21 protein-coding genes are annotated in these 26,724 nt (G+C 68.8%); 9 read left to right on the top strand and 12 right to left on the bottom strand.

Features of this window, described 5'->3' with window-relative positions; translation table 11 throughout:
• The first annotated feature begins 113 nt into the window (after positions 1 to 113).
• On the top strand, positions 114 to 1,469 hold the full coding sequence (locus tag U5809_RS28940; RefSeq protein ID WP_322089028.1) for an allantoin permease: 1,356 nt from the start codon (positions 114 to 116) through the stop codon (positions 1,467 to 1,469).
• Between the two features lie 32 nt (positions 1,470 to 1,501).
• On the opposite strand, the gene U5809_RS28935 is transcribed toward U5809_RS28940, so the two are convergent.
• From U5809_RS28935 to U5809_RS28925, 3 genes are all read right to left on the bottom strand, one after another.
• Entirely contained in the window at positions 1,502 to 2,590 is a 1,089-nt protein-coding gene (locus tag U5809_RS28935; RefSeq protein WP_322089027.1) for a suppressor of fused domain protein, read from the bottom strand.
• Positions 2,591 to 2,664: 74 nt separating this feature from the next.
• Entirely contained in the window at positions 2,665 to 3,390 is a 726-nt protein-coding gene (locus U5809_RS28930) for a copper homeostasis protein CutC (RefSeq protein WP_176049527.1), read from the bottom strand.
• Between the two features lie 131 nt (positions 3,391 to 3,521).
• Positions 3,522 to 4,808, bottom strand: a complete 1,287-nt coding sequence (locus U5809_RS28925; protein ID WP_282506088.1) for an EAL domain-containing protein — start codon at positions 4,806 to 4,808, stop codon at positions 3,522 to 3,524.
• 296 nt (positions 4,809 to 5,104) lie between these two features.
• Here U5809_RS28925 and U5809_RS28920 point away from each other — a divergent pair, with 296 nt between their 5' ends.
• Positions 5,105 to 6,772, top strand: coding sequence for a Na+/H+ antiporter (locus U5809_RS28920; protein WP_322089026.1), 1,668 nt, complete (start codon positions 5,105 to 5,107; stop codon positions 6,770 to 6,772).
• 92 nt (positions 6,773 to 6,864) lie between these two features.
• On the opposite strand, the gene U5809_RS28915 is transcribed toward U5809_RS28920, so the two are convergent.
• Together U5809_RS28915 and U5809_RS28910 are read right to left on the bottom strand one after the other, a co-directional pair.
• Positions 6,865 to 10,437 carry an indolepyruvate ferredoxin oxidoreductase family protein gene (locus U5809_RS28915; RefSeq protein WP_322089025.1) on the bottom strand — a complete coding sequence of 1,191 codons (3,573 nt, stop codon included), beginning with the start codon at positions 10,435 to 10,437 and terminating at the stop codon, positions 6,865 to 6,867.
• A gap of 1,609 nt (positions 10,438 to 12,046) precedes the next feature.
• Complete coding sequence (locus tag U5809_RS28910) at positions 12,047 to 12,604, bottom strand: DapH/DapD/GlmU-related protein (protein WP_322089024.1); 558 nt, start codon at positions 12,602 to 12,604, stop codon at positions 12,047 to 12,049.
• 377 nt (positions 12,605 to 12,981) lie between these two features.
• Between U5809_RS28910 and U5809_RS28905 the strand changes: the two genes are divergently transcribed.
• Positions 12,982 to 13,596 (top strand): glutathione S-transferase family protein, encoded by a 615-nt coding sequence (locus U5809_RS28905; protein ID WP_322089023.1) that lies wholly within the window; start codon positions 12,982 to 12,984, stop codon positions 13,594 to 13,596.
• A 23-nt stretch (positions 13,597 to 13,619) separates the two neighbouring features.
• Here the strand turns inward: U5809_RS28905 and U5809_RS28900 are convergent, their stop codons facing one another.
• Positions 13,620 to 14,588 (bottom strand): ion channel, encoded by a 969-nt coding sequence (locus U5809_RS28900; protein ID WP_322089022.1) that lies wholly within the window; start codon positions 14,586 to 14,588, stop codon positions 13,620 to 13,622.
• A gap of 169 nt (positions 14,589 to 14,757) precedes the next feature.
• A complete protein-coding gene (locus tag U5809_RS28895; protein ID WP_322089021.1) occupies positions 14,758 to 15,777 on the bottom strand; it encodes a sulfate ABC transporter substrate-binding protein in 1,020 nt (339 codons plus the stop codon).
• A 451-nt stretch (positions 15,778 to 16,228) separates the two neighbouring features.
• Between U5809_RS28895 and dapA the strand changes: the two genes are divergently transcribed.
• Positions 16,229 to 17,122, top strand: a complete 894-nt coding sequence (dapA, locus tag U5809_RS28890; RefSeq protein ID WP_322089020.1) for a 4-hydroxy-tetrahydrodipicolinate synthase — start codon at positions 16,229 to 16,231, stop codon at positions 17,120 to 17,122.
• A gap of 56 nt (positions 17,123 to 17,178) precedes the next feature.
• On the opposite strand, the gene U5809_RS28885 is transcribed toward dapA, so the two are convergent.
• The 3 genes from U5809_RS28885 to U5809_RS28875 form a co-directional block, all read right to left on the bottom strand.
• Positions 17,179 to 17,559, bottom strand: a complete 381-nt coding sequence (locus tag U5809_RS28885) for a type II toxin-antitoxin system VapC family toxin (protein WP_322089019.1) — start codon at positions 17,557 to 17,559, stop codon at positions 17,179 to 17,181.
• The gene (locus U5809_RS28880; protein WP_322089018.1) at positions 17,559 to 17,768 is read right to left on the bottom strand and encodes a hypothetical protein; all 210 of its coding nucleotides are present in this window, start codon (positions 17,766 to 17,768) and stop codon (positions 17,559 to 17,561) included. Before U5809_RS28880 ends, U5809_RS28885 begins: the two co-directional genes overlap by 1 nt.
• Positions 17,769 to 17,883: 115 nt before the next feature.
• Complete coding sequence (locus U5809_RS28875) at positions 17,884 to 18,933, bottom strand: LysR substrate-binding domain-containing protein (RefSeq protein ID WP_322089017.1); 1,050 nt, start codon at positions 18,931 to 18,933, stop codon at positions 17,884 to 17,886.
• 106 nt (positions 18,934 to 19,039) lie between these two features.
• Between U5809_RS28875 and U5809_RS28870 the strand changes: the two genes are divergently transcribed.
• Positions 19,040 to 20,311 (top strand): MFS transporter, encoded by a 1,272-nt coding sequence (locus U5809_RS28870; protein ID WP_322089016.1) that lies wholly within the window; start codon positions 19,040 to 19,042, stop codon positions 20,309 to 20,311.
• 55 nt (positions 20,312 to 20,366) lie between these two features.
• Here the strand turns inward: U5809_RS28870 and U5809_RS28865 are convergent, their stop codons facing one another.
• A complete protein-coding gene (locus U5809_RS28865) occupies positions 20,367 to 21,005 on the bottom strand; it encodes a glutathione S-transferase family protein (RefSeq protein ID WP_322089015.1) in 639 nt (212 codons plus the stop codon).
• 111 nt (positions 21,006 to 21,116) lie between these two features.
• Between U5809_RS28865 and U5809_RS28860 the strand changes: the two genes are divergently transcribed.
• The 3 genes from U5809_RS28860 (at position 21,117) to U5809_RS28850 (ending at position 24,754) form a co-directional block, all read left to right on the top strand.
• A complete protein-coding gene (locus tag U5809_RS28860; protein ID WP_322089014.1) occupies positions 21,117 to 22,037 on the top strand; it encodes a LysR substrate-binding domain-containing protein in 921 nt (306 codons plus the stop codon).
• A 266-nt stretch (positions 22,038 to 22,303) separates the two neighbouring features.
• A complete protein-coding gene (locus U5809_RS28855; RefSeq protein WP_322089013.1) occupies positions 22,304 to 22,588 on the top strand; it encodes a hypothetical protein in 285 nt (94 codons plus the stop codon).
• Positions 22,589 to 22,633: 45 nt separating this feature from the next.
• Positions 22,634 to 24,754, top strand: a complete 2,121-nt coding sequence (locus U5809_RS28850; RefSeq protein WP_322089012.1) for a phosphocholine-specific phospholipase C — start codon at positions 22,634 to 22,636, stop codon at positions 24,752 to 24,754.
• Between the two features lie 18 nt (positions 24,755 to 24,772).
• On the opposite strand, the gene U5809_RS28845 is transcribed toward U5809_RS28850, so the two are convergent.
• A complete protein-coding gene (locus tag U5809_RS28845) occupies positions 24,773 to 25,396 on the bottom strand; it encodes an alpha/beta hydrolase (RefSeq protein ID WP_322089011.1) in 624 nt (207 codons plus the stop codon).
• A 369-nt stretch (positions 25,397 to 25,765) separates the two neighbouring features.
• Between U5809_RS28845 and U5809_RS28840 the strand changes: the two genes are divergently transcribed.
• The gene (locus tag U5809_RS28840) at positions 25,766 to 26,707 is read left to right on the top strand and encodes a glyoxylate/hydroxypyruvate reductase A (RefSeq protein WP_322089010.1); all 942 of its coding nucleotides are present in this window, start codon (positions 25,766 to 25,768) and stop codon (positions 26,705 to 26,707) included.
• Positions 26,708 to 26,724 lie beyond the last annotated feature (17 nt).

Raw genomic sequence — 26,724 nt, 5'->3', positions numbered from 1 at the left:
CGCGCGCCGTTTCTGCCGGACCGGTTGCCCGCCCGACGTCGGGGCAACCCCGCGGATCGCACCTGCCGCGGCCCAGACGTCGTCCGCTGTTTTGCTCATCGAGGAGCACGCTCATGGCCAACCTGGCTCAGGCCCGCACCGACGAGGATCTCGACCTGTCGACGCTCGCCATTCCCGATCACGCGCGCATGCCGCCCTTCTCGCTGACGATGGCGTGGTGGGCCGTGTGCAGCGCGGTGTTCTACATCGTCGTCGGCGCGACGCTCGCGCTCACCTACGGCGCACGCAACGCGCTGATCGGCATGGCGCTGTCGGTGGTGTCGTACGGCGTCGTCAATTCGATCATCAGCCGCTATGCGATGCGCACCGGCCTGTCGGTCGCACTGTTCTCGCGCGTGCTGTTCGGCAGCGCGGGGGCCGCGCTCGCGACGCTGATCTTCTTCGCGACGGCGATCTACTACGCGGTGTTCGAGGGCTCGGTGATCGCGGTCGCCGCGCATCACCAGTTTCCGTCGCTCGACTACAAGTGGGCCGCGCTGATCGTCGTCTGCTACAGCGTGCCGCTCGTGTTCGGCAGCGTGCAGCACTGGCTCGACAAGTTCAACGGCGTGCTGCTGCCGTTCTACCTGCTCGGGCTGCTCGCGGCGGTCGGGCTCGCGACGGCCGAGTACGGCTATCACGCCGCATGGCTCGATTTCGGGCCGGCGGGCGGCGCACCGGCCGGCGGCTGGTGGCAGTGCTTCGTCTACTACATGGGCGTGTGGGTGCTGATGATGTTCACGTTCGACTACGCGCGCTTCGGCCGCAAGGAGGACGCCCGCTATCACGGCCGCTTCAACTTCGGGATGCCGTTCTATCTCGTCACGTTCCTCGTCAACGGCGCTGCCGGCATCTATCTCGTCAGCACGATTCCCGGGCTCGGCACGCTGTCGGAAGTGTCGGTCGTGCTCGCGCTGCTGAAGCTGATGGGCGTGTGGGGGCTGCTGTTCGTGTGGGTCACGCAGTCGCGCATCAACACCGCGAACTACTACCTCGCGACCGTCAACATGCAGGCGTTCTTCCAGAAGGTCGCCGGGCTGCGCGCGCCGAAGTTCGTGTGGGCGCTCGTGGTCGGCGCGGTCGTCTATGCGCTGATGATGGCCGACATCTTCTCGCGGATCCTGCAGGCGCTCGCGTACCAGGGCATCTTCGTCGTCGCGTGGGTCGGTGTCGCGCTCGCGCACATTCTGTCCGCGCGCTACGGGCAGCTCGTCGGCGACGATGTCGAATGCCGCGACGCACATGTGCCGGTGTTCAATCCCGGCGGGCTGACCGCGTGGTTCGCGGGCGCGTTCGCGGGGCTCGCACTGAACCAGGCGACCGGGTTCGCCGCGTCGCTGTCGGCGCCGGCGACCTTCGTCGCGTCGTGGGTCGTCTATCGCGCGCTGCTCGGCACCGCCAAGCGGACCTGGTTCGTGCGGAATACGTGACGCTGCCGCGCCCGCGACGGCGCGGCCGCGGCTCAGCCGATCGTCTGCACCGGGTTGCCCTTCGCGTCGCGGATCACCGTCTTCTCGACCCGCCAGCGCACGCCGTCGAGCCCGTCGATCGCATACTCGCCGGCGCGCGGCTTCAGCGTGCGCGCCAGCGCCTGCACCGTCGCGTCGGTCAGGCGCAGCGTCAGCGTGCCGTCTTCGTCGGTCACGCCGTTCGCGTCGCCGTGCACGAACCGCACCGCGCCATCGTGACCGACCAGGCGGAACGGGCGGTCGAACGGCAGCCGCAACGGCAGCAACACGACGAGTTCCTCGACCTGCCGCGCGCCGACGGTGATCTCGATCACGGGCGCGCGCAGCAGCCGCTTGCGCGTGTCCCATCCGAGCACGTCGGTGAACAGGTAGCCGCTCGCCGAGCCGTCGCGCTGCGTGCCAGCGTCGACCTGCTCGCGCACGTCCGCGCGCTCGAGCAGCGACGCGCGACCCAGATCGGTCACCCAGAGCGGCATGTGCGGCGCCAGCGTGTCGAGCAGCGCGCGCGTGCGCCAGCGCTTCGCGGCACGCTCTTCGTCAAGCGTCAGCCCGACCACCTGCAGGAACGCGAGGCGGCCATACGGCGTGTCGATCGCCGGCAGTTCCGGATCGAACACGAACCCCATCGAGCAGAGCGCCGTGCCGGTATCGAGCGCGATCGGGCCGTTGGCCGTCATCCAGTGACCGTCGTCGAATGCGTTGCCGCTCTGGAACACGTAGCGCGCGAGATTCTGCAGGAAGCTGAACACCCAGCGCGGCGGCTCTGCATCGCCGGCCGCGCACGCGACGCGCATCGTCAGCTCGAACCCGAATCCGCTGACGGCCGGATCGTCGGACTCCTTCGCATACAGCTCGCTCAACCCGTACGTAACGAAATGCCAGTGCGAGACGGGCTCCGCGCGCTTCCACACGCTGATCCCGTCGAGCGGATCGGGACCGCCGAGCCGCCACTTGACCAGCGTGCCGTAGTGCTTCGGCTCCTGGCCCGGATAGAGGCGGGCGAGTGCGCCGTCGATCGCGTCCCAGCCGGGCGCGGCGTCATCGTCCGCGCCGTCCTGCTCGTCGTGTGTTGCGTCGGTCATGTGGCCCTCTCTCGCGATTCATGTTCTGTTGCGTGGCGCCGGCGCGTGCGGCAGCGGCCGCCGCCCGGGGCACGTCACACGTGCGCCGCCGCGCCGTCGAGCGCCGCGCGCACGCGCTCGACGCGCTGCTCGTCGACGGGCGCCAGCACCTCGCCGCGCGGCCGCACGCCCGAGCCGAAATGCACTGCGCGCACGCCGGTCGCACGGACGAAATCGCCGACCGCGTCGATCGTGAGCCCCGAGCCCGCCAGCACCGTGCAGGTCGAGCCGGCCGCCTGCCGCACGAGCCGCGTGATCGTCGCGACCGCGTCGAGCACCGACGGATGGCCGCCCGACGTCAGCACCGACGTGACGGCCGGCACGCGCAGCAATGCGTCGAACGCGGCGTTGAGATCGCGCGCGACGTCGAACGCGCGGTGGAACGTGAGCGAACGGCCGTCGGCGGCGGCCGCGACGCGGGCCAGCGCGCCGAGATCGACGTCGCCGCGCGCGTCGAGCGCGCCGAACACGACACCGTTCGCGCCGGCCGCGACGGCCGCGCGCACATCGCGCTCGATCACGCGCAGGTCGTCGGCGTCATAGACGAACGACCGGCTATGCGGGCGCACGATCACGTTGACGGGAATCGGCACGGCGGCCACGACGGCCTCGATCAGGCCGACGCTCGGCGTCAGCCCGCCTTCGGTGATCGCGGTCACGAGCTCGAGGCGGTCGGCGCCCGCGCGGGCGGCGGCCTTCGCATCGCCGACGGTCGTGGCGATCACTTCGAGGAGGACGGAAGAAGCGGCGTTTCGGTTCATGGGCGGCCCGCGAATCGTCAGGACAATTCGCGCATCCTAGCCGAGCTGCGCGACAGGCGCCAGCGTGCGGGCCGGCGCGTACGTCAGCCGCGCCGCCGCGCCCCCGGTGGCTGCATGCGATCCGTGCGGCGCTAGGCGGCGTCCGCTTCGTCGTCGACCCAGTCGATATCGCCACACAGCACGCGCTGCGCATCGCCGACGCGCACGGCCACCGACAGCGTCACGCACGGCTGCGCCTCGTTGATCGACAGGTACGGCCGCGTGACCTGCACGCGCCCCGGCTCGGCGATTGCCGAACGGAAATACGGCCGGCGCAGCCAGTTCGCGCCCTGCGCGTCCGCGAGCGGCGAGAAGCGCGCCTCGGCGAGCGCGCGATCGGCGCGCAGCACGACGTTGCGGCCCGACTGGCGGCCGTGCGCGTCGAGCAGGAAGCAGCGCGCGGCCGCGTCGAGCGCGAGGAAGTTCCAGCACACCTCGTCGAGCGGCTCGCCGGCCGCGAGACGCTCGGCCGCCCGCTCGAACGCGCGCAGGTACGGCGCGAGCCGCTGCGCGTCGCGCCGCTCGCGCGCTTCGGTCTGTTGGCGAAAGCGCTCGGTCAGCTCGCCGATGCAGCCCGTCGCGGTCGCGCTGTCGGGCAGCCCCGGCGCCGGGCGTCCGAAGTAGTAGCCCTGCACGAAATCGGCCTCGCACGACAGCGCGATCTGCGCCTCGTGCTCGGTCTCGATCCCTTCGACGAGCACGAGCTTGCCGGCCTCGTGCAGCAGCGTGACGAGCCCGTGCAGGATCGCGGTGAGCCCCGTGCGGTGCGCCGCGTGCGAGAGCATGATCCGGTCGAGCTTCACGATGTCCGGGTTCAACTGCCAGATCCGTTCGAGGTTCGAATGACCGGCGCCGAAATCGTCGAGCGCGATCAGGAAGCCGTGCGTGCGGAATTCGCGCACGGCCTCCGCGAGCCGCTCGACGTCTTCCGCGCGCTGTTCGAGCACTTCGAGCACGACGCGGCGCGGCGGCATGCCGATCCGCTTCAGGTTCGCGAGCAGCGCGGCGGCCTGGAACGGGTCGGTCAGCACGCCCGGATGGACGTTGAGGAACAGCCACTCGCGCTCGGCGCCGAGCAGTGCGAAGTTCTCGAGATGCAGCGCCTGCGCGAGCCGGTCGAGTTGCAGCAGTTCGCCCTGGCGCGCGGCTTCGCCGAACACGTCGAGCGGCGACACCGCGCGGTCGAGCGCATCGTGCGCGCGCAACAGCGCCTCGTAGCCGACCGCACGCTGGTGCGACAGGCTGAATATCGGCTGGAATACGGTCGTCAGCGTCAGGTCGTGATGCTGCGTGGCCAGACGTTCGAAGCCGGAACTCATCTCCCGCTCGAACCGATACGGCGACGCGGCGGACGGACGCTCCTGTTGAACGATCGTCATGCCTTCCTCCTGGTGATGCCTTCGCACGTACCGCCCGGCGCAGCGGACGGTGCGTGCAATGTCATGGTTGGACCCTCGGTTGCCCGGTCGATGCCGGGCGGCTGCCCACCTTCAAGCAAGCTCCGTGCAAGGTGCCGACAACCCGTACGCCATGTGGCTGCACCGGGCCACCGCACCACCGTGGCGCACGCCAGATGCACCATCTTCGTGCGCGCGCACCGGCCACTCGAGCGCAGCCGTCACGTCGGCACGCTACACTCCGTACGATCGTTTCATTCCCCGTATTCGCCGTATCGATGGAAATCGTCTTCACAGTCCTGATCCTGCTGCTGACCGTCGCGCTGTCCGGCGCCGTCACGCGCATCCTGCCTTTGCAATTGCCGTTGCCGCTGATGCAGATCGCATTCGGCGCGATGCTCGCGTGGCCGAAGCTGAACCTGCACGTCACGTTCGACCCCGAAATCTTCATGCTGCTGTTCATTCCGCCGCTGCTGTTCGCGGACGGCTGGCGGATTCCGAAACGCGAGCTGTACCTGCAGCGCCGCGCGATCCTGATGCTCGCGTTCGGGCTCGTGTTCATGACGGTACTCGCAGTGGGCTACTTCGCGCATTGGCTGATTCCCGAGTTGCCGCTGCCGATCGCGTTCGCGCTCGCGGCCGTGCTGTCGCCGACCGACGCGGTCGCGCTGTCCGGCATCGCGGGCAAGGGCCGGATCCCGCCGCAACTGATGCACATCCTCGAAGGCGAGGCGCTGATGAACGACGCGTCGGGCCTCGTCGCGCTGAAGTTCGCGATCGCGGCCGCGCTGACGGGCGTGTTTTCGCTGCGCGCCGCGTCGGTCACGTTCGTGATCGTCGCCGCCGGCGGGCTCGCGACGGGTGCGATCGTGTCGTGGGTGTTCAGTGCGCTGTCGACGCGCTTCCTGAACGCCGAGCAGGAAGGCGACCCGGCGCCCGGCATCGTGATGACGCTGCTCGTGCCGTTCGCGGCCTACCTGTTCGCCGAGCATCTCGACCTGTCGGGCGTACTCGCGGCCGTATCGGCCGGGATGATGATGAATTACACGAGCTTCTCGCGCAAAAGCACCGTCGCGTCGCGCGTACGCGCCGAAAGCACGTGGGCGATGATCGAGTTCGTGTTCAACGGCATGGTGTTCATCATGCTCGGGCTGCAGTTGCCGCACATCATCGGCCGCGCGCTCGTCGACGCGCACCATACGAGCGACGCGCTGGTCGGCCGGATGATCTTCAACGTGTGCGCGATGATGCTCGCGCTGTATGCGATCCGCTTCACGTGGGTGTGGCTGCTGCGGTGGTTCGCGAGCCGCCGCGCCGCGCGCCAGGGCCTCGCGGGCACGATGGCCGGCGTGCGCACGATCGCGGTGATGACGGTCGGCGGCGTGCGCGGCGCGGTCACGCTCGCCGGCGTGCTGTCGATTCCCGTCGCGCTGTCGGACGGCGCGCCGCTGCCGGGGCGCGACACCGCGATCTTCGTCGCGTCGGCCGTGATCCTCGGCTCGCTGATCGTCGCGGTGATCGGGCTGCCGCTGCTGTTGCGCGGCGTGCGCTCGACGCGCAACCCGCTCGGCGACGAAGAGCGCGTCGCACGCTCGGCCGCCGCGCAGGCCGCGATCCGCGCGATCGACTCGTCGCACGACGCGATCTCGGCCGATCTCGACGAATCGGGCGCGGCGCGCTGCGCGGACATCTCCGCGCGCGTGATGGACCAGTATCGCCGCCGGCTCTCCGCGCTGGCCGAGGACGGCCCCACGCCGCGCGCGGAAGCGAAGCAGGCCGAAACGATGGAGCTGCAGATGCGGATCGCGGCCGTGCGCGCGGAACGCTCCGCGCTGTACCGGCTGCGCAGCGACAGCAAGATTTCCGACGAGACGCTGACGAAGCTGCTCCGCGAGATCGACCTGTCGGAAACCGCGCTGTCGACGCGCAAGAAAGGCATTCTTTGACGCGCGGGCGGCTGCCGGCGCGCGGCAGCCGAGACGCGTAAAAAAACGGCGACGCACGAGCGTCGCCGTTTTCATATCCACTCGCGTTCGCGTTATTTCGCGACGACGACCGGAATTCCCTTCAGCATGCCCGAGCCCTTCATCTCGTCGAGCGCGTGCTGCACCGCCGCGCTGGTCGCTGCATCGATGCCGAGTGCCAGCGCGAGCTCACGCTCCGCGCGCTTCACGCCGGCCAGGTTGCGCACCTTCACGTGACCGAAGCCGCGCACCCGCGCGTGCAGATCGGCCAGTTGCGCGACCTGCGCCGCATTGCCGGCCGTCATCGCGGCGAACGCACGCGCGAGCGTCGTTTCGTAGTCGTCGGCGAGCGCGCGCTCCATCTTGCGCTCGACGGTGCGGCCGAACGGATCGAGCCACGTGCCGCGCAGGCTGCGCACGCGCGCCAGCACGCCGAACACCGGCCACACCCACTGGCCGAACACACGCTTTTTCGGCGCGCTGCCGTCGCTGCCGGCTTTCGCGACCGTCGGCGGCGCGAGGTTGAACTTCACGCGGTACGCGTGCCCCGGCACGCCTTCGAACTGCGCTTCGAGCGCCGTGCGGAATGCGTCGTCCGTGTACAGCCGCGCGACTTCGTATTCGTCCTTGACCGCGAGCAGCCGGTAGAACGTCGTCGCGACCGCGCGCGTCAGCGCTTCGTCGCCTTTCGCGCGTGCGGCGTTCACGAGCGCACGGTAGCGCTCGACGTAACGCACACCGCCGTAGGCGTCGAGTCGCGCTTCGCGATCGGCGATCAGTTCGGCGAGCGTCTCCGGCGCGGCGTGCGTGGCCACTGCGTGGCGTGCATTCCACAACGCGTCGAGGCCCGCCGCGTCGCCGGCCGCCATCCGGCCGATCGAGAACGCGAGCTTGTTCATCGGCACCGCGACGTTGTTCAGCTCGATCGCGCGCATCATCGCGGCGAGCGACACCGGCACGAGGCCGAGCTGCCACGCATAGCCGAGCATCAGGATGTTCGCGCCGATCGAATCGCCGAGGAACTTCGCGGCGAGCGCCTGCGCGTCGCAGCTCGACAGGTAGCCGTCGCCGGCCGCGTGGTGCATCTTCTCGAGCAGCGCGTCCGCATGCAGGTTCGCGTCGGGGTTCTGCACGAACGACGCGTTCGGGATCCGGTGCGTGTTGACGACGATCCGCGTGCGCTCGTGACGCACCGTCTGCAGCGCTTCCGCGCTCGCGCCGACGACCATGTCGCACGCGAGCAGCACGTCGGCCTGCTGGGTGTCGATGCGCACCTGGTTCAGCCACCGGTCGCTCGACGCGATCCGCACGAACGACAGCACCGAGCCGCCCTTCTGCGCGAAGCCCATGAAGTCGAGCACCGATGCGCTCTTGCCTTCGAGGTGCGCGGCCATGCTGATCAGCGCGCCGACCGTCACGACGCCCGTGCCGCCGACGCCCGTCACGAGCATGTCGAACGGCGCGGCGTCGAGATGCGTCGCCGGCACCGGCAGCCCGTCGACGCGCGCGGCGAGCGCCGCTTCGTCGAACGCGGCGCCGGCGGCCTTCTTCAGCGCCGCGCCTTCGACCGTCACGAAGCTCGGGCAGAAGCCGTTCACGCACGAATAGTCCTTGTTGCACGACGACTGGTCGATACGGCGCTTGCGGCCGAGCGGTGTTTCGAGCGGCTCGACCGACAGGCAGTTCGACTGCACGCCGCAGTCGCCGCAGCCTTCGCACACCGCATCGTTGATGAACAGGCGCTTGTCCGGGTCGGGGAATTCGCCTTTCTTGCGGCGGCGGCGCTTCTCGGCCGCGCAGGTCTGGTCGTAGATCAGCACGGTGACGCCCGGCGTCTCGCGCAACTCGCGCTGCACCGTGTCGAGTTCGCTGCGGTGATGGAACGTCGTGCCTTTCGGGAACAGCCCGTGATGGCCGTCGTACTTCTCCGGCTCGTCGGACACGACGACGAAGCGCGACACGCCTTCCGCCTCGACCTGCCGCGCGATCTGCGGCACCGAGATGCTGCCGTCGACCGGCTGGCCGCCCGTCATCGCGACCGCGTCGTTGTAGAGGATCTTGTACGTGATGTTCGCTTTCGCGGCCACGGCCTGGCGGATCGCGAGGATGCCCGAGTGGAAGTAGGTGCCGTCGCCGAGGTTCTGGAACACGTGCTTCGTGTTGGTGAACATCGCGTGCGCGGCCCAGTCGACGCCCTCGCCGCCCATCTGGATCAGCCCCGTCGTGTCGCGCTCCATCCACGACGCCATGAAGTGGCAGCCGATGCCGGCCTGCGCGATCGAGCCTTCCGGCACCTTCGTCGACGTGTTGTGCGGGCAGCCCGAGCAGAAGTACGGCGTGCGCTTCACCGCGTCGGCCTCGTTCGACAGGATCTGCGGCGCGACGAGATCGACGACGCGTTCGCGGCGGTCGAGCGCCGGCTTGTGGCGCGCGAGCCAGTCGGCGAACACCGGCAGGATGCGCGACGGGCGCAGTTCACCGAGTTCGGACAGCAGGCATGCGCCGGCGGCGTCATGCTTGCCGAGCACGCGCGGGCGTGCGCCTTCGGTGCGGTTGTACAGGTAGTCCTTGATCTGCTGCTCGATGACCGGGCCCTTCTCCTCGATCACGAGCACTTCGGCGAGGCCGTCGACGAAGGTCTCGATGCGCGTCATCTCGAGCGGATACGACAGGCCGACCTTGTAGATCCGCACGCCCGCCGCATCGAGATCGGCCACCGTCAGGTCGAGACGGCGCAGCGCTTCCATCAGGTCGAGGTGCGCCTTGCCGCAGGTCACGATGCCGACGTTCGCCTGCGCGCTCGGCGCGATCCACTTGTCGATGCTGTTGGTGCGCGCGAAATGGCGCACCGCATCGAGCTTCGCGGCGAGGCGCGCTTCGATCGTCAGGCTCGGCAGATCGGGCCAGCGATTGTGCAGGCCGCCCGACGGCGGCGTGAAGCCTTCCGGCGCCGGCCACTGCGTCTGCAGCGCGTCGAGGTCGACGGTCGAGCCCGACTCGACCGTTTCCGAGATCGCCTTGAAGCCGACCCATGCGCCCGAGTAGCGCGACAGCGCCCAGCCGTACAGGCCGAATTCGAGCATGTCGGCGATATTCGCCGGGTTCACGACCGGCATGTGCCACGCGATCATCGCGAAGTCGCTCTGGTGCGGCATCGACGACGACACGCAGCCGTGATCGTCGCCCGCCACCACCAGCACGCCGCCGTGCGGCGACGAACCGTACGCGTTGCCGTGCTTCAGCGCATCGCCGGCGCGATCGACGCCCGGGCCCTTGCCGTACCACATCGCATACACGCCCTCGACCGTGCGCTCGGGATCGGCCTCGACGCGCTGCGTGCCGAGTACGGCCGTGCCGCCGAGTTCCTCGTTGATCGCGGGCAGGAAGCGCACGCCGCCGGTGTCGAGCAGTTTCTTCGCCTTCCACAGCTGCTGGTCGACCATGCCGAGCGGCGAGCCGCGATAGCCGCTGACGAAGCCGGCCGTGTTGAGCCCCTGTTCGGCGTCGGCCACGCGCTGCATCAGCAGCAGGCGGACCAGCGCCTGCGTGCCGGTCAGGAAGATCCGGCCGCGCGTCGCGGTCAGGTTGTCGGTCAGTCGGTAGTCGGACAGGGCAGGCGTGCCGTCGACGGGCAGGCGGGCGGTCATGGGGGATGTCTCCGGATTGTGCTGTTCTGGGCTGCGCGGCGGGGCGTCGGACGACGCGTGACCGGCGGCAGCGAATGGCTCTATTTTTTCGTGCGCAGCCGAGAATGTTTTTTCTCTTCTTGCTCGGTCGGGGCGGTAGCGAGAAAAACTGCGCAGGTTTTTGCCGGGATTTGAGAGAGTTTTCGCGCGCGGTGGCGTGGGGCCGGTTGGCGGGTGTCGCGGCGGCCGGGTGGCTCGCCGGGGAAACCGGTGTGCGGTCGATCGCGCCACCGCGGCCGCGCCGCGGGTGCTCAAGCCCCGTGTGCCAAGGGTTTCGGGCACTTCGGGCGGTCACTCTCACCGTTGAATTGCACAGTCTTCCGATTGGTCGGGTGCGCCGGATGTCCACAACGCCGCGCCCCTCTGCCGACCGGGTTCGCGTACTCACCGTTCGATTGCACAGCGTTTCGAGTAGCGTCGGAGCCGGGATGTCCACACCCGGAACCGGCATGCGGTTCGCCCGGGCGCCGATGCTCACCGTTGGAATTCACAGCGCGGCGAGTGGGTCCTGGCGGTGGATATCCACGTCCTGGCCAGCTCATCTCGTCGATCCGCTGCGCGCCTCACCTCTCGAATACACAGGGTCGGGAGTGGGTTTGTCGCGCGGATATCCACGCCGGGATATGCACGCTGCCTGGCTACCGCTTCGCACTCACCGTTGAAATACACAGGACTTCGAGTGGACGGTGGAACCGGATATCCACATCGGAGAGAATCGGCCGATCGAACTAGAAGCGCGTTTCAACCCGCACCGGCGGGCGGAAATGCCTGCCCCCAGCGGCTTGTCATCCGATCGGCCACCGACGCTCACCGTCGAAATACACAGTGCCACGAGTCGTTTCGGCGGCCTGATATCCACACTGAAATGCGCACGGCGCTCCTGATCGGGCACGTGTCCCGGACGACATCGTCGGCCGGACAGCCGCGTCCGGACGGGCCTCCGGCCAATCGGATGCTCATTCTCACCATTGAATTCCACAGCGTGTCGAGTCGCTTGAGAGATCGCGAATGCGCGATGAAATTCGCACGTTTCGGACCACGTGCTCGCGCTCACCGTTAGAATGCACGACCCTTCGATCGGGATCCGGACCCGGATGTCGACGTCGCGACGCACGCATGGCTCGCTCACGCATTCGCGCGTTCCGTTAGAATGCGCGGCGCCCCGAATCACGGCAAAGACCGGCGAGCCTTGCTGGAACTGGCGCAGCGCGCGATCGGGGGCGACGCTCACCGTTGAATTTCACAGCATTTCGCTTCGTCTCGTGGCGAGTTGTCCACACCCCTCTTCACGTATTGCGCGACATCCGGCGATCCTCACCGGTGAAATCCACAGCGCGCCGAGTCGCTTCGGGGCGAGGATATCCACAACCGGTTGCGCGACGAGATCGCGATGTCCACATCGGCAAACGCCTCGGCGCACCGTAACCGGGGAAAGCCGGAAAGGCTTGTCCAGACGGCCTCGGCGGCACCCTCACCATTCAAATGCACAGCGTTTCGAGTCGCTGCGGGGCCGGTTGTCCACATCCGTCCGACGATGCCCGTCGCGCCGACAGGTGCTCCCGAGCGGACGCTATTCCGCAATCGACCGGATGACCGTCGCAGGATTGCCGCCGACCAGCGTATTCGGCGGAACGTCACGCGTGACGACCGCAGCAGCCGCGACGACCGAATTCTCGCCGACCGTCACGCCGCCGATGATCGTCGCGCCCGCGCCGATCCACACATTCCGTTCGATCACGATCGGCTTCGCGACGACGCAGTCGCGCCGCCGCGAAGGCTCGACCGGATGACCGGACGTGATCAGGCTGACGTTCGGGCCGATCATCACGTCGTCGCCGATCTCGAGTCCGCCCAGATCGTAGAACGTGCAGTTCTGGTTGACGAACACGTTGCGCCCGAGCTTCATGCCGGTGCCGCCCGTCGCATGAAACGGCGGGATCAGCACGAAGCCGTCGTCCACCTGCGTGCCGATCAGTTCGCCGAGCAATGCGCGCACTTCCGCTGCATCGTCGAACGTCAGACGGTTGAGCCGCGCGGTGATCGCCATCGCTCGCCTGACCTCGGCCACCATGGCCGCCGATTCGGGCGTTCTTCGCGGAATGATCGTGGTGCGATCGTCGTTTGCCATGCGTGACTTGCCTCCGGTGATTTCCGTGTTCGCGATGCGTCGGCGGTCGTGGTCGAATGCCTGCGAGGTCATGTGCGAGGATGCTGCAGGATCGGTGGCGCCCATGGGGGTAGTGATGCCGCAGTCAGCCGGGATTTTTGCGAAATTTCATAACTAGTTTCTATATAACTAGTCATGATTTAACCTCGTTGTGCCATCAGGTTTTGCCCGATTTTCTGCCCGACTCACGCTCGACATACAACGCCTCAAACGGTCCTGCTCAGCCGAACCGCCCCTGGCCGGGCGCCCCTAGCCGGGCGCCCCTGTCCGAACCTCCTGCGCTCGGGTACGCTTGAGCATCGACCGGACCGACACCTGCACCCAAACGCGGAGGCGCGATGAAGCTCTACTACTGGCCGAAGACCCGGGCATTCCGGGCGTTGTGGATGCTCGAGGAAATCGGCGTGGTGTACGAACTCGTGCCGATCGACCTGCGCTCGCACGAACAGGGCAGCGACGCATTCGTGCAGGTCAATCCGATGGCCAAGCTGCCCGCGCTCGACGACGGCAGCGCGCCGTTCGCCGAATCGGGCGCCGTGCTGCTCTACCTCGCCGACTGCTGCCCGAGCGCCGGGCTCGGCATCGCGCCCGACGATCCGCTGCGCGGCCGTTTCCTCCAGTGGATGTTCTTCACGCCGACCTGCCTCGAACCGGCGATGGCCGAGAAATTCACCGGCGCGTCGGGCAATCCGGTCGCATTCGGCTGGGGCAACATCACGCGCGTGCAGCGCGCACTCGCGCAAGCGCTCTCCCACAACCCCTGGCTCGTCGGCGACCGGTTCACCGCGGCCGATCTGCTGCTCGCCAGTACGTTGAAAATCGCGTTCGACGCACATTTGCTGCCGCACGAAGGCGTGCTCGGCGACTACGTCGCACGCGCCGAGGATCGCGACGCGTTCCGCCGCGCCGTTGCGATCGAACAGCGTGAAGCCGCACGATTGCTGCACGCGTGACGCTTGCGGGGCGGGCCCCGCGATCACGACGGTGCGCCCGGCCCCTGCGCCGACGCGCCCGCTTCGACCACCACGCCCGGCGAGCCGCGCTCGTCGGTGTCGACGTCGATCGGCACGACTTCGTGAAAATGCGTGTAGTCGATGTGCGTGATGCCGTCTTCGTCGTGCATCAGGTCGACATAGCGGTGACGCCAGCGGATCTCGCCATGCGCCCATGAGTGACGCGCCTGCATGACCTGCGCGGTCGTTTCGTCCGAGCCCTCGATCGTGATCAGCAACGATGCGTCGCGCGCGGCGAGCGATTCGGGCGTCTCGCCGAACAGCGCGCTCGATTCGTCGATCACGTGCATCAGGTTCCAGCCGAGCAGGAAGATCGGGTGCTCGCTGCGCACGAGCGCCAGGTCATGGATCTTGCGCAGCGAGTAACCCTCGTGCGTGCCTTCGACGCGCATCAGCCGCAACTTCGCCTGCGCCTCGGCAATCACGTTCTGGCGCGCATTCGCGGCGCGCACCATCAGCGTCATCCGGCCGTTCAGCGGCCGTATGATCGCGTTGCGCGCGAACAGGATCTTCGCCTGCGGCCGCGAAAAGCGCGCGAACACGAGCCCCGTGGCCAATGCGATGCTCGACATCCCGACGAAGATCTCGAACGTCGCGACGAGGTGCGCGTAAATGGTCTGCGGATGCATGTCGCCGTAGCCGACGGTCGCGAGCGTCTCGACGCTGAAGAAGAACGCGCCGCCGAAGCCGGCCGGCGACTGGTTCGCGATCGGCGTGTTGCCGAGCATGTAGAGCGTCGCGAAGCCACCGTTGAGCAGCAGGAACAGCACCGCGAGCGACAGGAAGAATACGGGCCAGCTCACCGTCAGCGCGCGATGGTAGAAATCGCGCCAGCCGAGCGGCGGCATCCCGTACGCGATCACCGGGCGGGTGCCCGACCAGATCTTGCGGCCACGGCCGCGGGGGGCTGGGGAGGACGAATCGACGTTCATCGCGCGGCGCCGGTTGCAGGAAGGCGATGAGCGTAGCACGCGCGGCGGCGGCCGGGAATGCGTGCCGGCGCGCAACGGCAATCCGCCGCGCGATGCCGAAAAAAAACCGGCCGCGTATGCGGCCGGCTGCGTCATCATCATGCGGACCCGCGCGCGATGCGCGCCGCGGTCACTTCCGGTCGACGATCACCTGGTCGAACGTGCCGCCGTCGGCGAAATGGGTCTTCTGCGCGTTCGCCCAGCTGCCGAAAACCTGCTCGACGCTGAACGTCTTCAGCGCCTTGAACTCGGCCGCATGCTTTTTCAGGACGTTCGCATCGCGCGGGCGCAGGTGGTGTTGCGCGATGATCTCCTGCGCTTCGGGCGTGTACAGGTAGTCGAGATACGCCTGCGCGACCTTACGGGTGCCCTTCTTGTCGACGACCTTGTCGACGACGGCGACGGGCGGTTCCGCCAGAATGCTCGCCGACGGATACACGGCGTCGAACTGTGCGCCCGATGCGCCGGTGTCCATCAGCGCGACTTCGTTCTCGAACGTGACGAGCACGTCGCCAATGCCGCGCTGCGTGAACGTCGTCGTCGCACCGCGGCCGCCCGAGTCGAGCACCGGCACGTTGCGGAAGATCGCCTTCTCGAAGTCGAGCGCCTGCTGGTCGGTCGCGCCCTTCTGCTTCTGGAAACCCCACGCGGCGAGATACGCATAACGACCGTTACCCGACGTCTTCGGGTTCGCGATGATCACCTGGACACCCGGCTTCGCGAGATCGCTCCAGTCCTTGATCGCCTTCGGATTGCCCTTGCGCACAAGGAACACCATCGTGGTCGAGTACGGCGAGCTGTTGTCCGCGAAGCGTGTGCGCCAGTCCTTCGACAGCAGTTGGCCGCGCTCGGCGAGCAGGTCGATGTCGTTCGGCTGGTTCATCGTCACGACGTCGGCCTGCAGCCCCTGCAGCACCGACAGCGCCTGCGCGCTCGACGCGCCGTGCGACTGTTTGATCGTGACGGTCTCGCCGGTCTTCTGCTTGTACGCAGCGGCGAAGCTCGTGTTGATGTCCTTGTACAGCTCGCGCGTCACGTCGTACGACACGTTCAGGATCGACGTATCCGCGTGTGCAGCCGTCGCCGCCACGACCAGCGCCGCCGCCGCGCCCGTGTGCAGCCAGCGGCCGATCCCCTTGATGCTTGCCATCGTGATATGCCCCGTTTCCAGTGGTGGTGAATGTGCGTGACGGCACGCGTACGCGCTGTCATCGAAACGTAAGCAGGCATTCTAGCGGCCGGGCGCGGCGCGCTTTCCAATCAGTCGTGGAAAGCAAATCTCGAATCCTGCTAAACCGCGGCGGACGCTCGCGCGCGCCGCCGATCCGGTGTTAAGATCGCCGCTCAGCCCACTCACGGTTCATCCATGTCCGCTACCCTGCGCTCGCTTCCGATCCTCGCCGCCGTCGCGGCAGGTACGCGCGCGGCCGGGCTGAAACAGAAAAAACGACTCCTCGACTGACGGGGACGTCGCGTCCCGTCAGGCGAATGCCGGACGGGATGCCCGCAGGTCGTTTCATTCTCCTTGCACGCATGCCTCGCTCCGGCCCTCCGCCGGCGGAACGGTTCCTTCCCACTCCGTTTCCACCATGAGGCTTTGCATGAACACACGTTTCGAAGGTATCTGGCTGCCGATCATTACGCCGTTCCACCACGGCGAAGTCGACCATGCGGCGCTCGCACGGCTTGCGCGTCACTATGCGGGCGCGGGCATCGCGGGCTTCGTCGCGGGCGCGACGACCGGTGAAGGCGTACTGCTCGATGCACGCGAACAGGATGCGGTGTTCGCGACGCTGCGCGACGCAACGCCCGAGCTGCCGATCGTCGTCGGGCTGACCGCGAGCGCGACGCATTTCGCGGCCGCGCGTGCGCGCGAACTCGCGGCATCGCGGCCGGACGGGCTGCTCGTCACGCCGCCCGTGTACGTGCGGCCGACGCAGGACGGTATCCGCCGCCATGTCGAGGCGATCGTCGAGGCGGCCGACCTGCCAGTGCTCGTCTACAACATCCCGTACCGCACGGGCGTGAACGTCGAACTGGACACGCTGCAGGCGCTCGCGCGCGACTCGCGCGTCGCCGGCATCAAGGAATGCGGCGGCACGCTCGACCGGATGAGCCGGCTCGTGCACGACACGCCGCTCGCGATCCTGTCCGGCGACGACAACCAGAACTTCGCGGCGATGTGCTCCGGTGCGCACGGCGCGATCGCGAGCAGCGCGCACGTGCTGCCCGAATGGCATGTGCGCATCCATGCGCTGCTGCGCGACGGACGGCTCGCCGACGCGCGGCGCCTGTCGGTCGCACTGCAACCGCTCGTCGCGGCGCTGTTCGCGGAGCCGAACCCGGCGCCGGTGAAGGCCGTGCTCGCCGCGCAAGGGTGGTGCGAGGACGGGTTGCGGCTACCGTTCGTGCCGGCGAGCGAAGGGTTGCGGGAGCGGCTGGCAACGATCTGTGCGGCGCTCGACGAAATCGAGCCGGACGTCGCCGTGGCGTAACCCGCGACACCCCATGACGCGCGGGCGACCGATGGATTTCGTGCCGACAAATTGCTTCAGACTGTCAGAACGAGAGAGCGGCCGTACCGTGCAAGAAGGGTATCGGCCGTCATGAGCTGAAGCGGCTCGAGCCGGGCCTGCGCGACCAGCAGTCGATCGAACGGATCGCGATGGTGGTGAGGCAAATCACGCACCGCAGCCCCATGCACGGCCCGAACCGGCAGCTCGCGAATCCCGCTTGCTCCGATTGCCCGGATCAGCTTGCCCACGTCGATATCGAGCTTCCCCAGGCCGGCCTTGATGGCGGCCTCCCAGATACTCGCGCTGCTGACGAAACGCTCGTCGGCAGCCGAGATCAGCCTGCGCGCCCGTGTGCTGAGCCTAGGATCGTTGGTCACGATCCACAAGAAGATGTGCGTATCGAGCAACAGCCGCATCACCGCCCTTCGAATGCATCCAGCAGGTAATCAGGCAGCGGCGCATCGAAGTCGTCTGCGATTCGGACTTGTCCCTGTAGGACTCCGAATCGAATGGGTAGCGAAGCAGGCGCGCGCTGATCGACGGATTCCCCGCCATTGCGGATCGACACATCCGCCCGTTGCGACGGCTCGATGGCGCCGGCACCGGGAACGTTCGTTTTGTGCATGATGACCTCCGTATCAGGTGACCATCACTGTAGTCAGGTTCGCTCGATCGATCCATTCGGCCGATCGGCAGAGGGACGAATGGATCGCGGCCCGCGACGGCAACGGAAGGTGCCATCATGCCGCCAACGCCACTTCCCCCTCCGTCGCCTCTCGCACCGCCTGCGTCACGATCCGCGCGAGCCGGTCGACGGTCGGCGTCGCCGACGACGCGCGCCGCAGCAGGATCAGCGGCAGGCTCGGCAGCACCGGCAATCCGAGCGAAGCCGCATCGAGCACGCGCACCGACGCGGGCAGCCCGTAGTGCGAACGCACCGTCAGCCCGAGGCCGGCCGCCGCCGCGGCCCACAACCCGGCGAGACTCGGCGTCGTGAACGCGATGCGCCACGGCACGCCCGCGCGATCGAGCGCATCGGTCGCGGCGCCGAAGAACCGGCACGGCCGGTCGAACACGACGAGCGGCAGCGCCTCGCCCGCCGCACGGCCACCCGCCGCGGCGTGCGCGGCGGCCGCCCCGCCCTCCGCACCCTCGTCGGCCCCACCCGGCATGCCGAACCCGCCCGCCCCCGTTGCCCCGATCCACTGCATCGGCACCTGTGCGATCACTTCGCTGTCGATACCCGGCCGCGACAGCAGCGCGGCCGACACCGGATCGCCCCATACCAGCGCAAGGTCGAGCTGGTTCGCGTCGAGCCGATCGAGCAGGTCGGCATTGCGCGCCACGCGCGCCTCGATCCTCACCTTCGGATGCGCGCGCGCGAACCGCCCGAGCACGTCGGGCAGAATCGCCTCGCCGAAATCCTCCTGCAGCCCGACACGTACCCAGCCGTCGAGATTCACGCCGCGCACGGCCGCAGCCGCCTCGTCGTTCAGTTCGATCATCCGCCGCGCATAGCGCAGCATCGCGTCGCCGGCATCGGTCAATGCGAGCCCGCGCCCGGCTTTCACGAACAATGGCGTGCCGGCCTGCTCCTCGAGCTTGCGGATCTGCGCGCTCACCGCCGACGACGAGCGTGCGACGCGGTCGGCCGCCTTCGCAAAACTGCCGAGATCCACGCCCGCGACGAGGCTGCGCAGCGCCGCCACGTCGAAGTTGGGCCGGGCCAGCGCGGCATCGGCCAGCGCGAGCGATTCGCCGTCGCCACGCGGAATGTCATGTCCGGGCATATCAACCATCCTGTTTTATCGAACGATTCATCAAGAACTTTCCGATTTTCAGGATGAATGTAGGCCGCCAGACTGTGGATGTCAATTTCCAACCGGGCCTGCCGTCATGGATACCTCGTGCATCGCTTCCCCCTCCTCACCCGAGCGCGACGTGCGCGGCCCTGCCCATCGCTGGCGCGTGCTGGCGGCCGGCGTCGCCGCGAACATGAGCTTTTCGGCCGCCGCGGCCGGCATTCCGACCACGGCTGTCTGGATGCGCTCGGCCTACCACCTCGATAACGGCGCGCTCGGCCTCGTGCTCGGCGCGCTCGGCTTCGGCGTCGCGCTGTCCGAGCTGCCGTGGGGGATGGCCGCCGACCGCTTCGGCGATCGCCGCGTGCTGCTGACCGGGCTCGTCGCGACGGCCGCGATGCTCGCGCTGATGGTGTGCACGATCGTCCCGAGCGCGCACGCGGTGCCGCCGCTTGCGCGTGTCGTCGCGGCGATGTGCTGCGTCGGCCTGCTCGGCGGCAGCGTGAACGGGTCGAGCGGACGCGCGGTGATGCGCTGGTTCGGCGAGCGCGAACGCGGGCTCGCGATGAGCATCCGCCAGACGGCCGTGCCGCTCGGCGGCGGCGTCGGTGCGGCGCTGCTGCCGTCGCTCGCGTCGCATCTCGGCTTCGCCGCGGTGTTCGGTGCGCTGATGCTGCTGTGCGCCGGTTCGGCCGCGCTCACCTGGCGCTGGCTGCACGAGCCGCCCGCCGAGCCGGCCGTGGCGCACCTCGCCACGCATCGCCCCGTCGCGCGGCAACCGGACGCGCAGCACACGCGCAACCCGCTCGCGAGCGGCACCGTGTGGCGCATCGTGCTCGGCATCGGCCTGCTGTGCGCGCCGCAGTTCGCGGTGCTCACGTTCTCGACGGTATTCCTGCACGACTTCGGCCGGCTCGGCCTCGCCGGCATCAGCGCGGCGATGGTCGTGCTGCAGCTCGGCGCGATGGTGATGCGCGTGTGGAGCGGCCGTCATACCGACCGGCACGGCAACCGGCGCGCGTATCTGCGCGGCTCGGTGCTCGTCGCGGCCGGGTCGTTCACGCTGCTCGCGGCCGCGACGGCCGGCGGCGCGCACGTGCCGCTCGCGGCGATCGTCGCGATTCTCGTGTTCGCCGGCATCTGCGTATCGGCGTGGCACGGCGTCGCGTACACGGAGCTCGCAACGCTCGCGGGCGCGAACCACGCAGGCACCGCGCTCGGGATGGCCAACACGATCGTCTACCTCGGACTGTTCGCGACACCGCTCGCGATTCCGCCGCTGCTCGCCGTCAGTTCATGGAGCGTGGTGTGGCTCGCGGCCGCGCTGGTCGCCGGCGCGACCTATCCGCTGTTCTCCGTGAAATAGCAGCGGCTCGTCACACGCGGGCGGCGCGGCACACACCACGACGCCCGCGCATCCGTCAGGCCGCCTCGCGCGCCAGCGCGCGCCGCGCGGCCGGCCGCTCGGCCTCGCGCTGCGCGTGCGCTGTCCACGCCGCATGCTGCGTCATGTCGAGTCCGATCGCGACGCCCCAGCGATACAGCACGAACAGGAACGGATCGACGATCGAATGCGCACCCGGTTCGGCCCACGTGCGGCCATCGGCGAGCGCGGCTTCGATCGAAGCATTCGCGGCCTCGATCGTGCCGCGCCCATGTGCGCTGACCGCACCGTGCAGTGCCGGATCGCCGACGAAGCGGCCCGGCCGCCACAATGCGCCGTAGCCGACGCCGTGCACCCAGCCGACCAGCCAGGCGAGCCATTCGTGGCATCGTGCCTCACGCAGCGGATCGCCGAGCGGCAGCAATTGCGCATCCGGATAGCGGCGCGCGAGATACGTGAGGATCGCCGGCGTTTCGGTCAGCACGCGCGGCTCGCCAGGAATCGCGAGCACGGGCACGCGCGCCTTCGCGTTGATCGCCAGATAGGGTGCCGCGAGGTTCTGCTGCTTCTGCACCGAGACGATCTCGACGTCGAACGGCGCGCCGGTTTCCTCCAGCGCGATGTGAGCGGCAAGCGAGCAGGCGCCCGGCGAAAGATAGAGACGATATGCGTTCATGGTGTGGGGCCCGACGGGGCTGTGGAAGACGGAACCGAGTGTAGGAACGCGTACCGATGCGCGGCAAACGATGAATTGTCGTGCTCGGACATTAGTGTTACTAATACCCGCATGCGACGCATCCACCTCCCTCCGCTGCAGACGCTGCGCGCGTTCGAGACCGCCGTGCGGCTGCAGAGCTTCACGCGCGCGGCCGACGCCCTCGCGCTCACGCAAGGCGCGGTCAGCCAGCACATCCGCGCGCTCGAGGCGCAGCTCGGTTACCCGCTCTTCACGCGCGAACGCAACGGCGCGACGCCGACGCATGCCGCGCACGCGCTCGCGCTCCAGGTGCGCCAGGGCCTGAGCGTGCTCGAACGCGCGTTCGAGCCGGCACTCGCCTTACGCAGCCGCCCGCGTACCTGCGACGTGACGCTGAACGTCAGCGTGCTGCCGAGTGTCGCCGAGCGCTGGCTCGCGCCGCGCCTGCCGCGCTTCGCGGCCGCGCATCCGCACATCGCGATCGCGCTGCACCCGGACGTGGCGCTCGCGCCGCTGCGCAAGCGCGACCGCATCGACGTCGCGCTGCGCTACGGGCCCGGCACGTGGCCCGGCGTCGTCGCCGAAAAGCTGATGAACGAAACGATCTTTCCCGTCGCGAGCCCCGCGTACCGCAATCGCGACGGCGTTGCGCCACGCGTGCCGGCCGATCTCGTGCGCGCGACGCTGCTGCGCCATCCCGCGCAGCCGTGGGAGCCATGGCTCCAGGCCGCGCGGCTCGACCTCACCGAATCCGCGCGCGCGCCGCGCTTCACCGATGCGAACGCGCTGATCGACGCGACGCTGAAAGGGCGCGGCGTCGCGCTCGCGCGCCGCTCGCTGATCGAACCCGAGCTCGCGGACGGCACGCTCGTGCGCGTATCGACGGTGCGCGTGACCGACGTGTATGCGCACTACGTCGTCTGGCGCCCCGGCCATCCGCACGAAACGGCGATCCGCACCTGGCTCGACTGGCTGCGCAGCGAGGTGCGGCGACGCACACCGCGACGCTGACGCAACGCGATCGCCCGCACGCGACCATCATGAACGGCCGGGCTGCCGTGGACGCCTTCGCACGTCGCATCGCGCGCCCGGGTAAAAGTGCCCGGCCCGCATCGTCGGCCGGGAAATATTGCACACCCGCCACCTCGCGCAAGCGAATGGTCAGGATATCGAAAGCATTCCGCGATCACACCCCGGACGCAAACGATTCACCGAAACGTCGCATCGGATCGGCATACTCGAAAACGTTTCCCGATCAGCCTGCCAGGAGAGAAGTCATGCGTCGCGTTTCCGTCGTCGTCGTTCTTTGTGCCGCCGTTTTCGTCGCCGCCTGCAGCGACGACGCGCCGCACGACGCCCAAACGACCGACGCGTCGCAACCGGCCGGCGCATCGGCCGGCTCCGCCAGTGCGTTCAACAACGATGCCTCCGCGAATACCGCCGCGTCCGATGCCGCACCGCTCGCGCCGCCCGTCGTGCACTACCCGCCCGATGACGACGACGACGCGAAGCCTGCGACGAACGCGGCCGCATCGAGTGCCGCGGCGTCGTCGCCGGGCTGATCCCGCCGCTTCCGTCCCCCGACCGCAGAACCGAGGTGAAATAACATGACGTCATCGAGCCGCCGCCGTTTCCTGCATACCGTCGCACAATCCGCGGGCGCCGCCGTTGCGCTCAACGCCTTTCCCGAATCGATCCGCCGCGCGCTCGCGATTCCCGCCGCGCGCGGCACCGGCACGATCCGCGATGTCGAGCACATCGTCGTGTTCATGCAGGAAAACCGCTCCTTCGATCATTACTTCGGACACCTGCGTGGCGTGCGCGGCTACAACGACCGCTTCCCGATCCCGCTGCCGAACGGCAAGCCGGTGTGGTACCAGCCATCGAAGGCCGATCCGGGCAAGCCCGTGCTGCCGTTCCGACTGAACACGCTGACGACGAGCGCGCAGTGTGTCGGCGATCTCGACCACTCGTGGTACAAGACGCACGCGGCGATCGACGGCGGCCGCTACGACCAGTGGCCCGCGAACAAGACCGACATGACGATGGGCTATCACGTGCGCGAGGACATCCCGTTCCACTACGCGCTCGCCGATGCGTTCACCGTGTGCGACAACTACTTCTGCTCGCTGCCGGGGCCGACGCACCCGAACCGCTCGTACCTGATGACGGGCACGGTCGACCCGACCGGCAAGTTCGGCGGCCCGCTGCTCGACAACAGCGACTACGTCGACGGCGACGGGCCGCCCGCGTACCAGTTGCTGTCGTGGACGACCTTTCCCGAACGCCTCGAAGCGCACGGCGTGTCGTGGCAGATCTATCAGCAAGGGACGACGGGCAACGATCCGTACAACGGCAACTACGGCACGAACGTGCTGCAGAATTTCGCGAACTTCATCAACGCGAAGCCCGGTTCGTCGCTGTACCAGCGCGCGCAGACCGTGCGCACGCTCGACGACCTGAAGGACGACGTGATCAACGACCGGCTGCCGCAGGTATCGTGGCTGTGCCCGCCGGCCGCGTTCTCCGAGCATCCGAAATACACGCCCGCGTACGGCGCGAACTACACGTCGCAGATCCTCGATGCACTCACGTCGAACCCGGACGTGTGGCGCAAGACCGTGCTGTTCATCATGTACGACGAGAACGACGGTTTCTTCGACCACATCGTGCCGCCGCAACCGCCGACGTCGGCCGCGCAGGGCGCGTCGACCGTGACGACCGACGGCGAGCTGCATACGGTCGTGAACCCGGGGCGCGGCGGCAGCTACACGGCCGACGGCCTGCCATACGGCCTCGGGCCGCGCGTGCCGATGACGGTCGTGTCGCCGTGGACCAAGGGCGGCTACGTGTGCTCGCAGGTGTTCGACCACACGTCGGTGATCCGCTTCATCGGCGAACGCTTCGGCATCGACGAACCGAACATCACGCCGTGGCGCCGCACCGTGTGCGGCGACCTCACCGCCGCATTCGACTTCCGTTCGTCGGATGCGTCGTTCCCGCCGCTGCCCGACACGAGCCAGTACCGCTCGATCGCGGACCAGCAGTGCACGTCGCAGCCCGCGCCGACCGTCCCCGCGACGCCGTCGCCTGTCGACCCGCAGGAGCCCGGCGTGCGGCCCGCGCGCGCCCTGCCGTACGAGCTGCACGTGAACGCGAGCCTCTACGCCGGGACGAAGCTGCGCATCGAATTCGCGAACCGCGGCAACCAGGGCGCGCACTTCCACGTGTATGCGACGAACCGCACCGACGGCCCGTGGCGCTATACGGTCGGCGCGCGCCGCGTGCTGCATGCGGACTTCGACCTGACGGTGACGAACGGTGCGTATGCGTTCTCGGTGTACGGGCCGAACGGCTTCGTGCGCGTGTTCTCCGGCAACGTGTCGGCCTCGGCCGCGCCGCACCGCAACCCGGCGCAGCCGGAGGTCAAGGCCGGCTACGACATCGCGAACGGGAACCTGTACCTGAAGCTGCACAACCACGGTGGCGCGCACGTCACGCTGACGCTGGCCGACAACGCGTACGGCGCGCCGTCGCGGCAGGTGACGCTGCACGGCGGCGACGAGCATGTCGAGCAGTGGGCGCTCGCGTCGAGCCACCAATGGTATGACGTGACGGTGAGCGACGGCGCCAACGGCACGTTCTCGCGCCGCTTCGCGGGCCACGTCGAGAACGGCCGGCCGAGCTATTCGGATCCGGCCGCCGTCAAACCCGTCGCCGCGTCGTAAGCGCGACGGCCCGCGCCGTCAGACCGCGTGCGCGAGCGCGCGGTCGACGAGCGCGGTTTCGAAACCGTCGTCCGCGTCGCGAAAGCGCAGCGGCGCCGCGCAATGCACCAGCGTGTCGATGAAGTATTTCGCGCGCGGCCACGGCCCGAAGCCGGCCGCCGTGTTGACGTGCCCGGCGTCGCCGAGGTTCACGAACGCGCTGCCGAGCCGCTGCGCGAGCGTGCGCGCATCGGCGAGCGGCATCCACGGATCGGTCTCGCTGCCGATCACGATCGACGGCACCGCGAGCCGGCGCGCGTCGAACGGCCCGGCGAACGTGAATTTCTTCGGGCTGGCGGGCGCGACGAACAGCACGCCCGCGACATCGCCCGTATGCGGCCCCTGCGCGAGCGCATGCGCGGCCGCGAGGCAGCCGAAGCTGTGCGCGGCGAGCACGAACGGCCCGCGCTCGCAATTGAGCAGCGTGCGCACCGAATGCGCCCAGCCCGCGAGGTCGGGCGCGTCCCAGTCGTCCTGCTCGACGCGCAACGAACGCGGAAACTGCCGCTCGAGCCAGGTCTGCCAGTGAGCGCCTTCGCTGCCGTGCAGGCCCGGAACGGTGACTAGCCGCGGCGGCCACGCCGATTTGCTGCATGCGCTCATGATTGCCCTCGCGTGCTTGAAGACGAGGTTCGATTGTGGCGCGGCGCTCCCGGCGGCCGAACCAATATTTTGTGCTTTGCTTTTGCGTGGGCCGGCCATCCGGGGGGCGGCCATCCGTGGGCCGGCCATCCGGGGGGCGGCCGTCCGGACGGCGACCCGCGGCCGGCCGGACCGCGCGACGGCGCAACATGCCGCGAAACCGTAGAATGTGGGCTTCCCGTCAGCTTCACACCGAGCCGGGCCGGGCGCCGATGCGCCGGGCCCGGTCGTCAGGAGACGCCCGATGTCCGCTACGCCCGCCGGCGCGCTGTGCCCGGCCCCGCTCGCCTTGCCCGTGACGCGCCCCGCTGGCGCGCCCGTCATCACGCCATGAAGATCCTGTTCTACTCCCCGCATCAGGAAGCCGGCGCATGGCGCGACGAGATCGCGCGCGCGCTGCCGGAAGCCGAACTGCGCGCGTGGCAGCCGGGCGACACGGCCGCCGCCGACTACGCGCTCGTGTGGCGCGCGCCGCGCGAATTCTTCGCCCCGCGCGACGGCCTGCGCGCGATCTTCAACCTCGGCGCGGGCGTCGACGCGCTGCTTGCGCTCGATCGTGCGCATCCGGGCACGCTGCCCGCGCACGTGCCGCTGGTGCGGCTGGAAGATTCGGGCATGGCGCAGCAGATGGTCGAATACGTGACGCACGCGGTGCTGCGCTACCTGCGCCGCTTCGACGAATACGACGCGCTGCAGCGCGCGCGCCGCTGGCAGGCGCTCGAACCGCATCCGCGCGCGAGCTTTACCGTCGCCTTGCTCGGCCTCGGCGTGCTCGGCACGCAGGTCGCGCGCGCACTCGCCGCGCTCGGCCTGCCCGTGCGCGGCTACAGCCGCAGCGCGAAGCAGCTCGACGGCGTCACGACCTTCGCCGGCGACGGCGCATTCGACGCGTGCATCGACGGCGCGAAGGTGCTCGTCAACCTGCTGCCGAGCACGCCCGACACCGACGGCATCCTGTCCGCGCGCGCGTTCGCGCGGCTTGCGCCCGGCGCGTATGTCGTCAACGTCGCGCGCGGCGCGCATCTCGTCGAGGCCGACCTGCTCGACGCGCTCGCGAGCGGCCGAATCGCCGCGGCCACGCTCGACGTGTTCCAGCACGAACCGCTGCCGGAAGACCATCCGTTCTGGCACGCGCCGCGTATCACCATCACGCCGCACAGCTCGGCCGAAACATTGCGCGCGGAGGCCGTCGAACAGATCGCCGGAAAGATCCGTGCGTTCGAGCGCGGCGAGCGCGTCGGCGGCATCGTCGACTACGCGCGCGGCTACTGAATTCCGCCCTACCGAAA

Origin of the sequence: Burkholderia sp. BCC1999 (assembly GCF_905339975.1) — a bacterium.
Taxonomy (GTDB): Bacteria; Pseudomonadota; Gammaproteobacteria; order Burkholderiales; family Burkholderiaceae; genus Burkholderia.
This window is presented reverse-complemented; position numbering and strand designations above follow the sequence as displayed.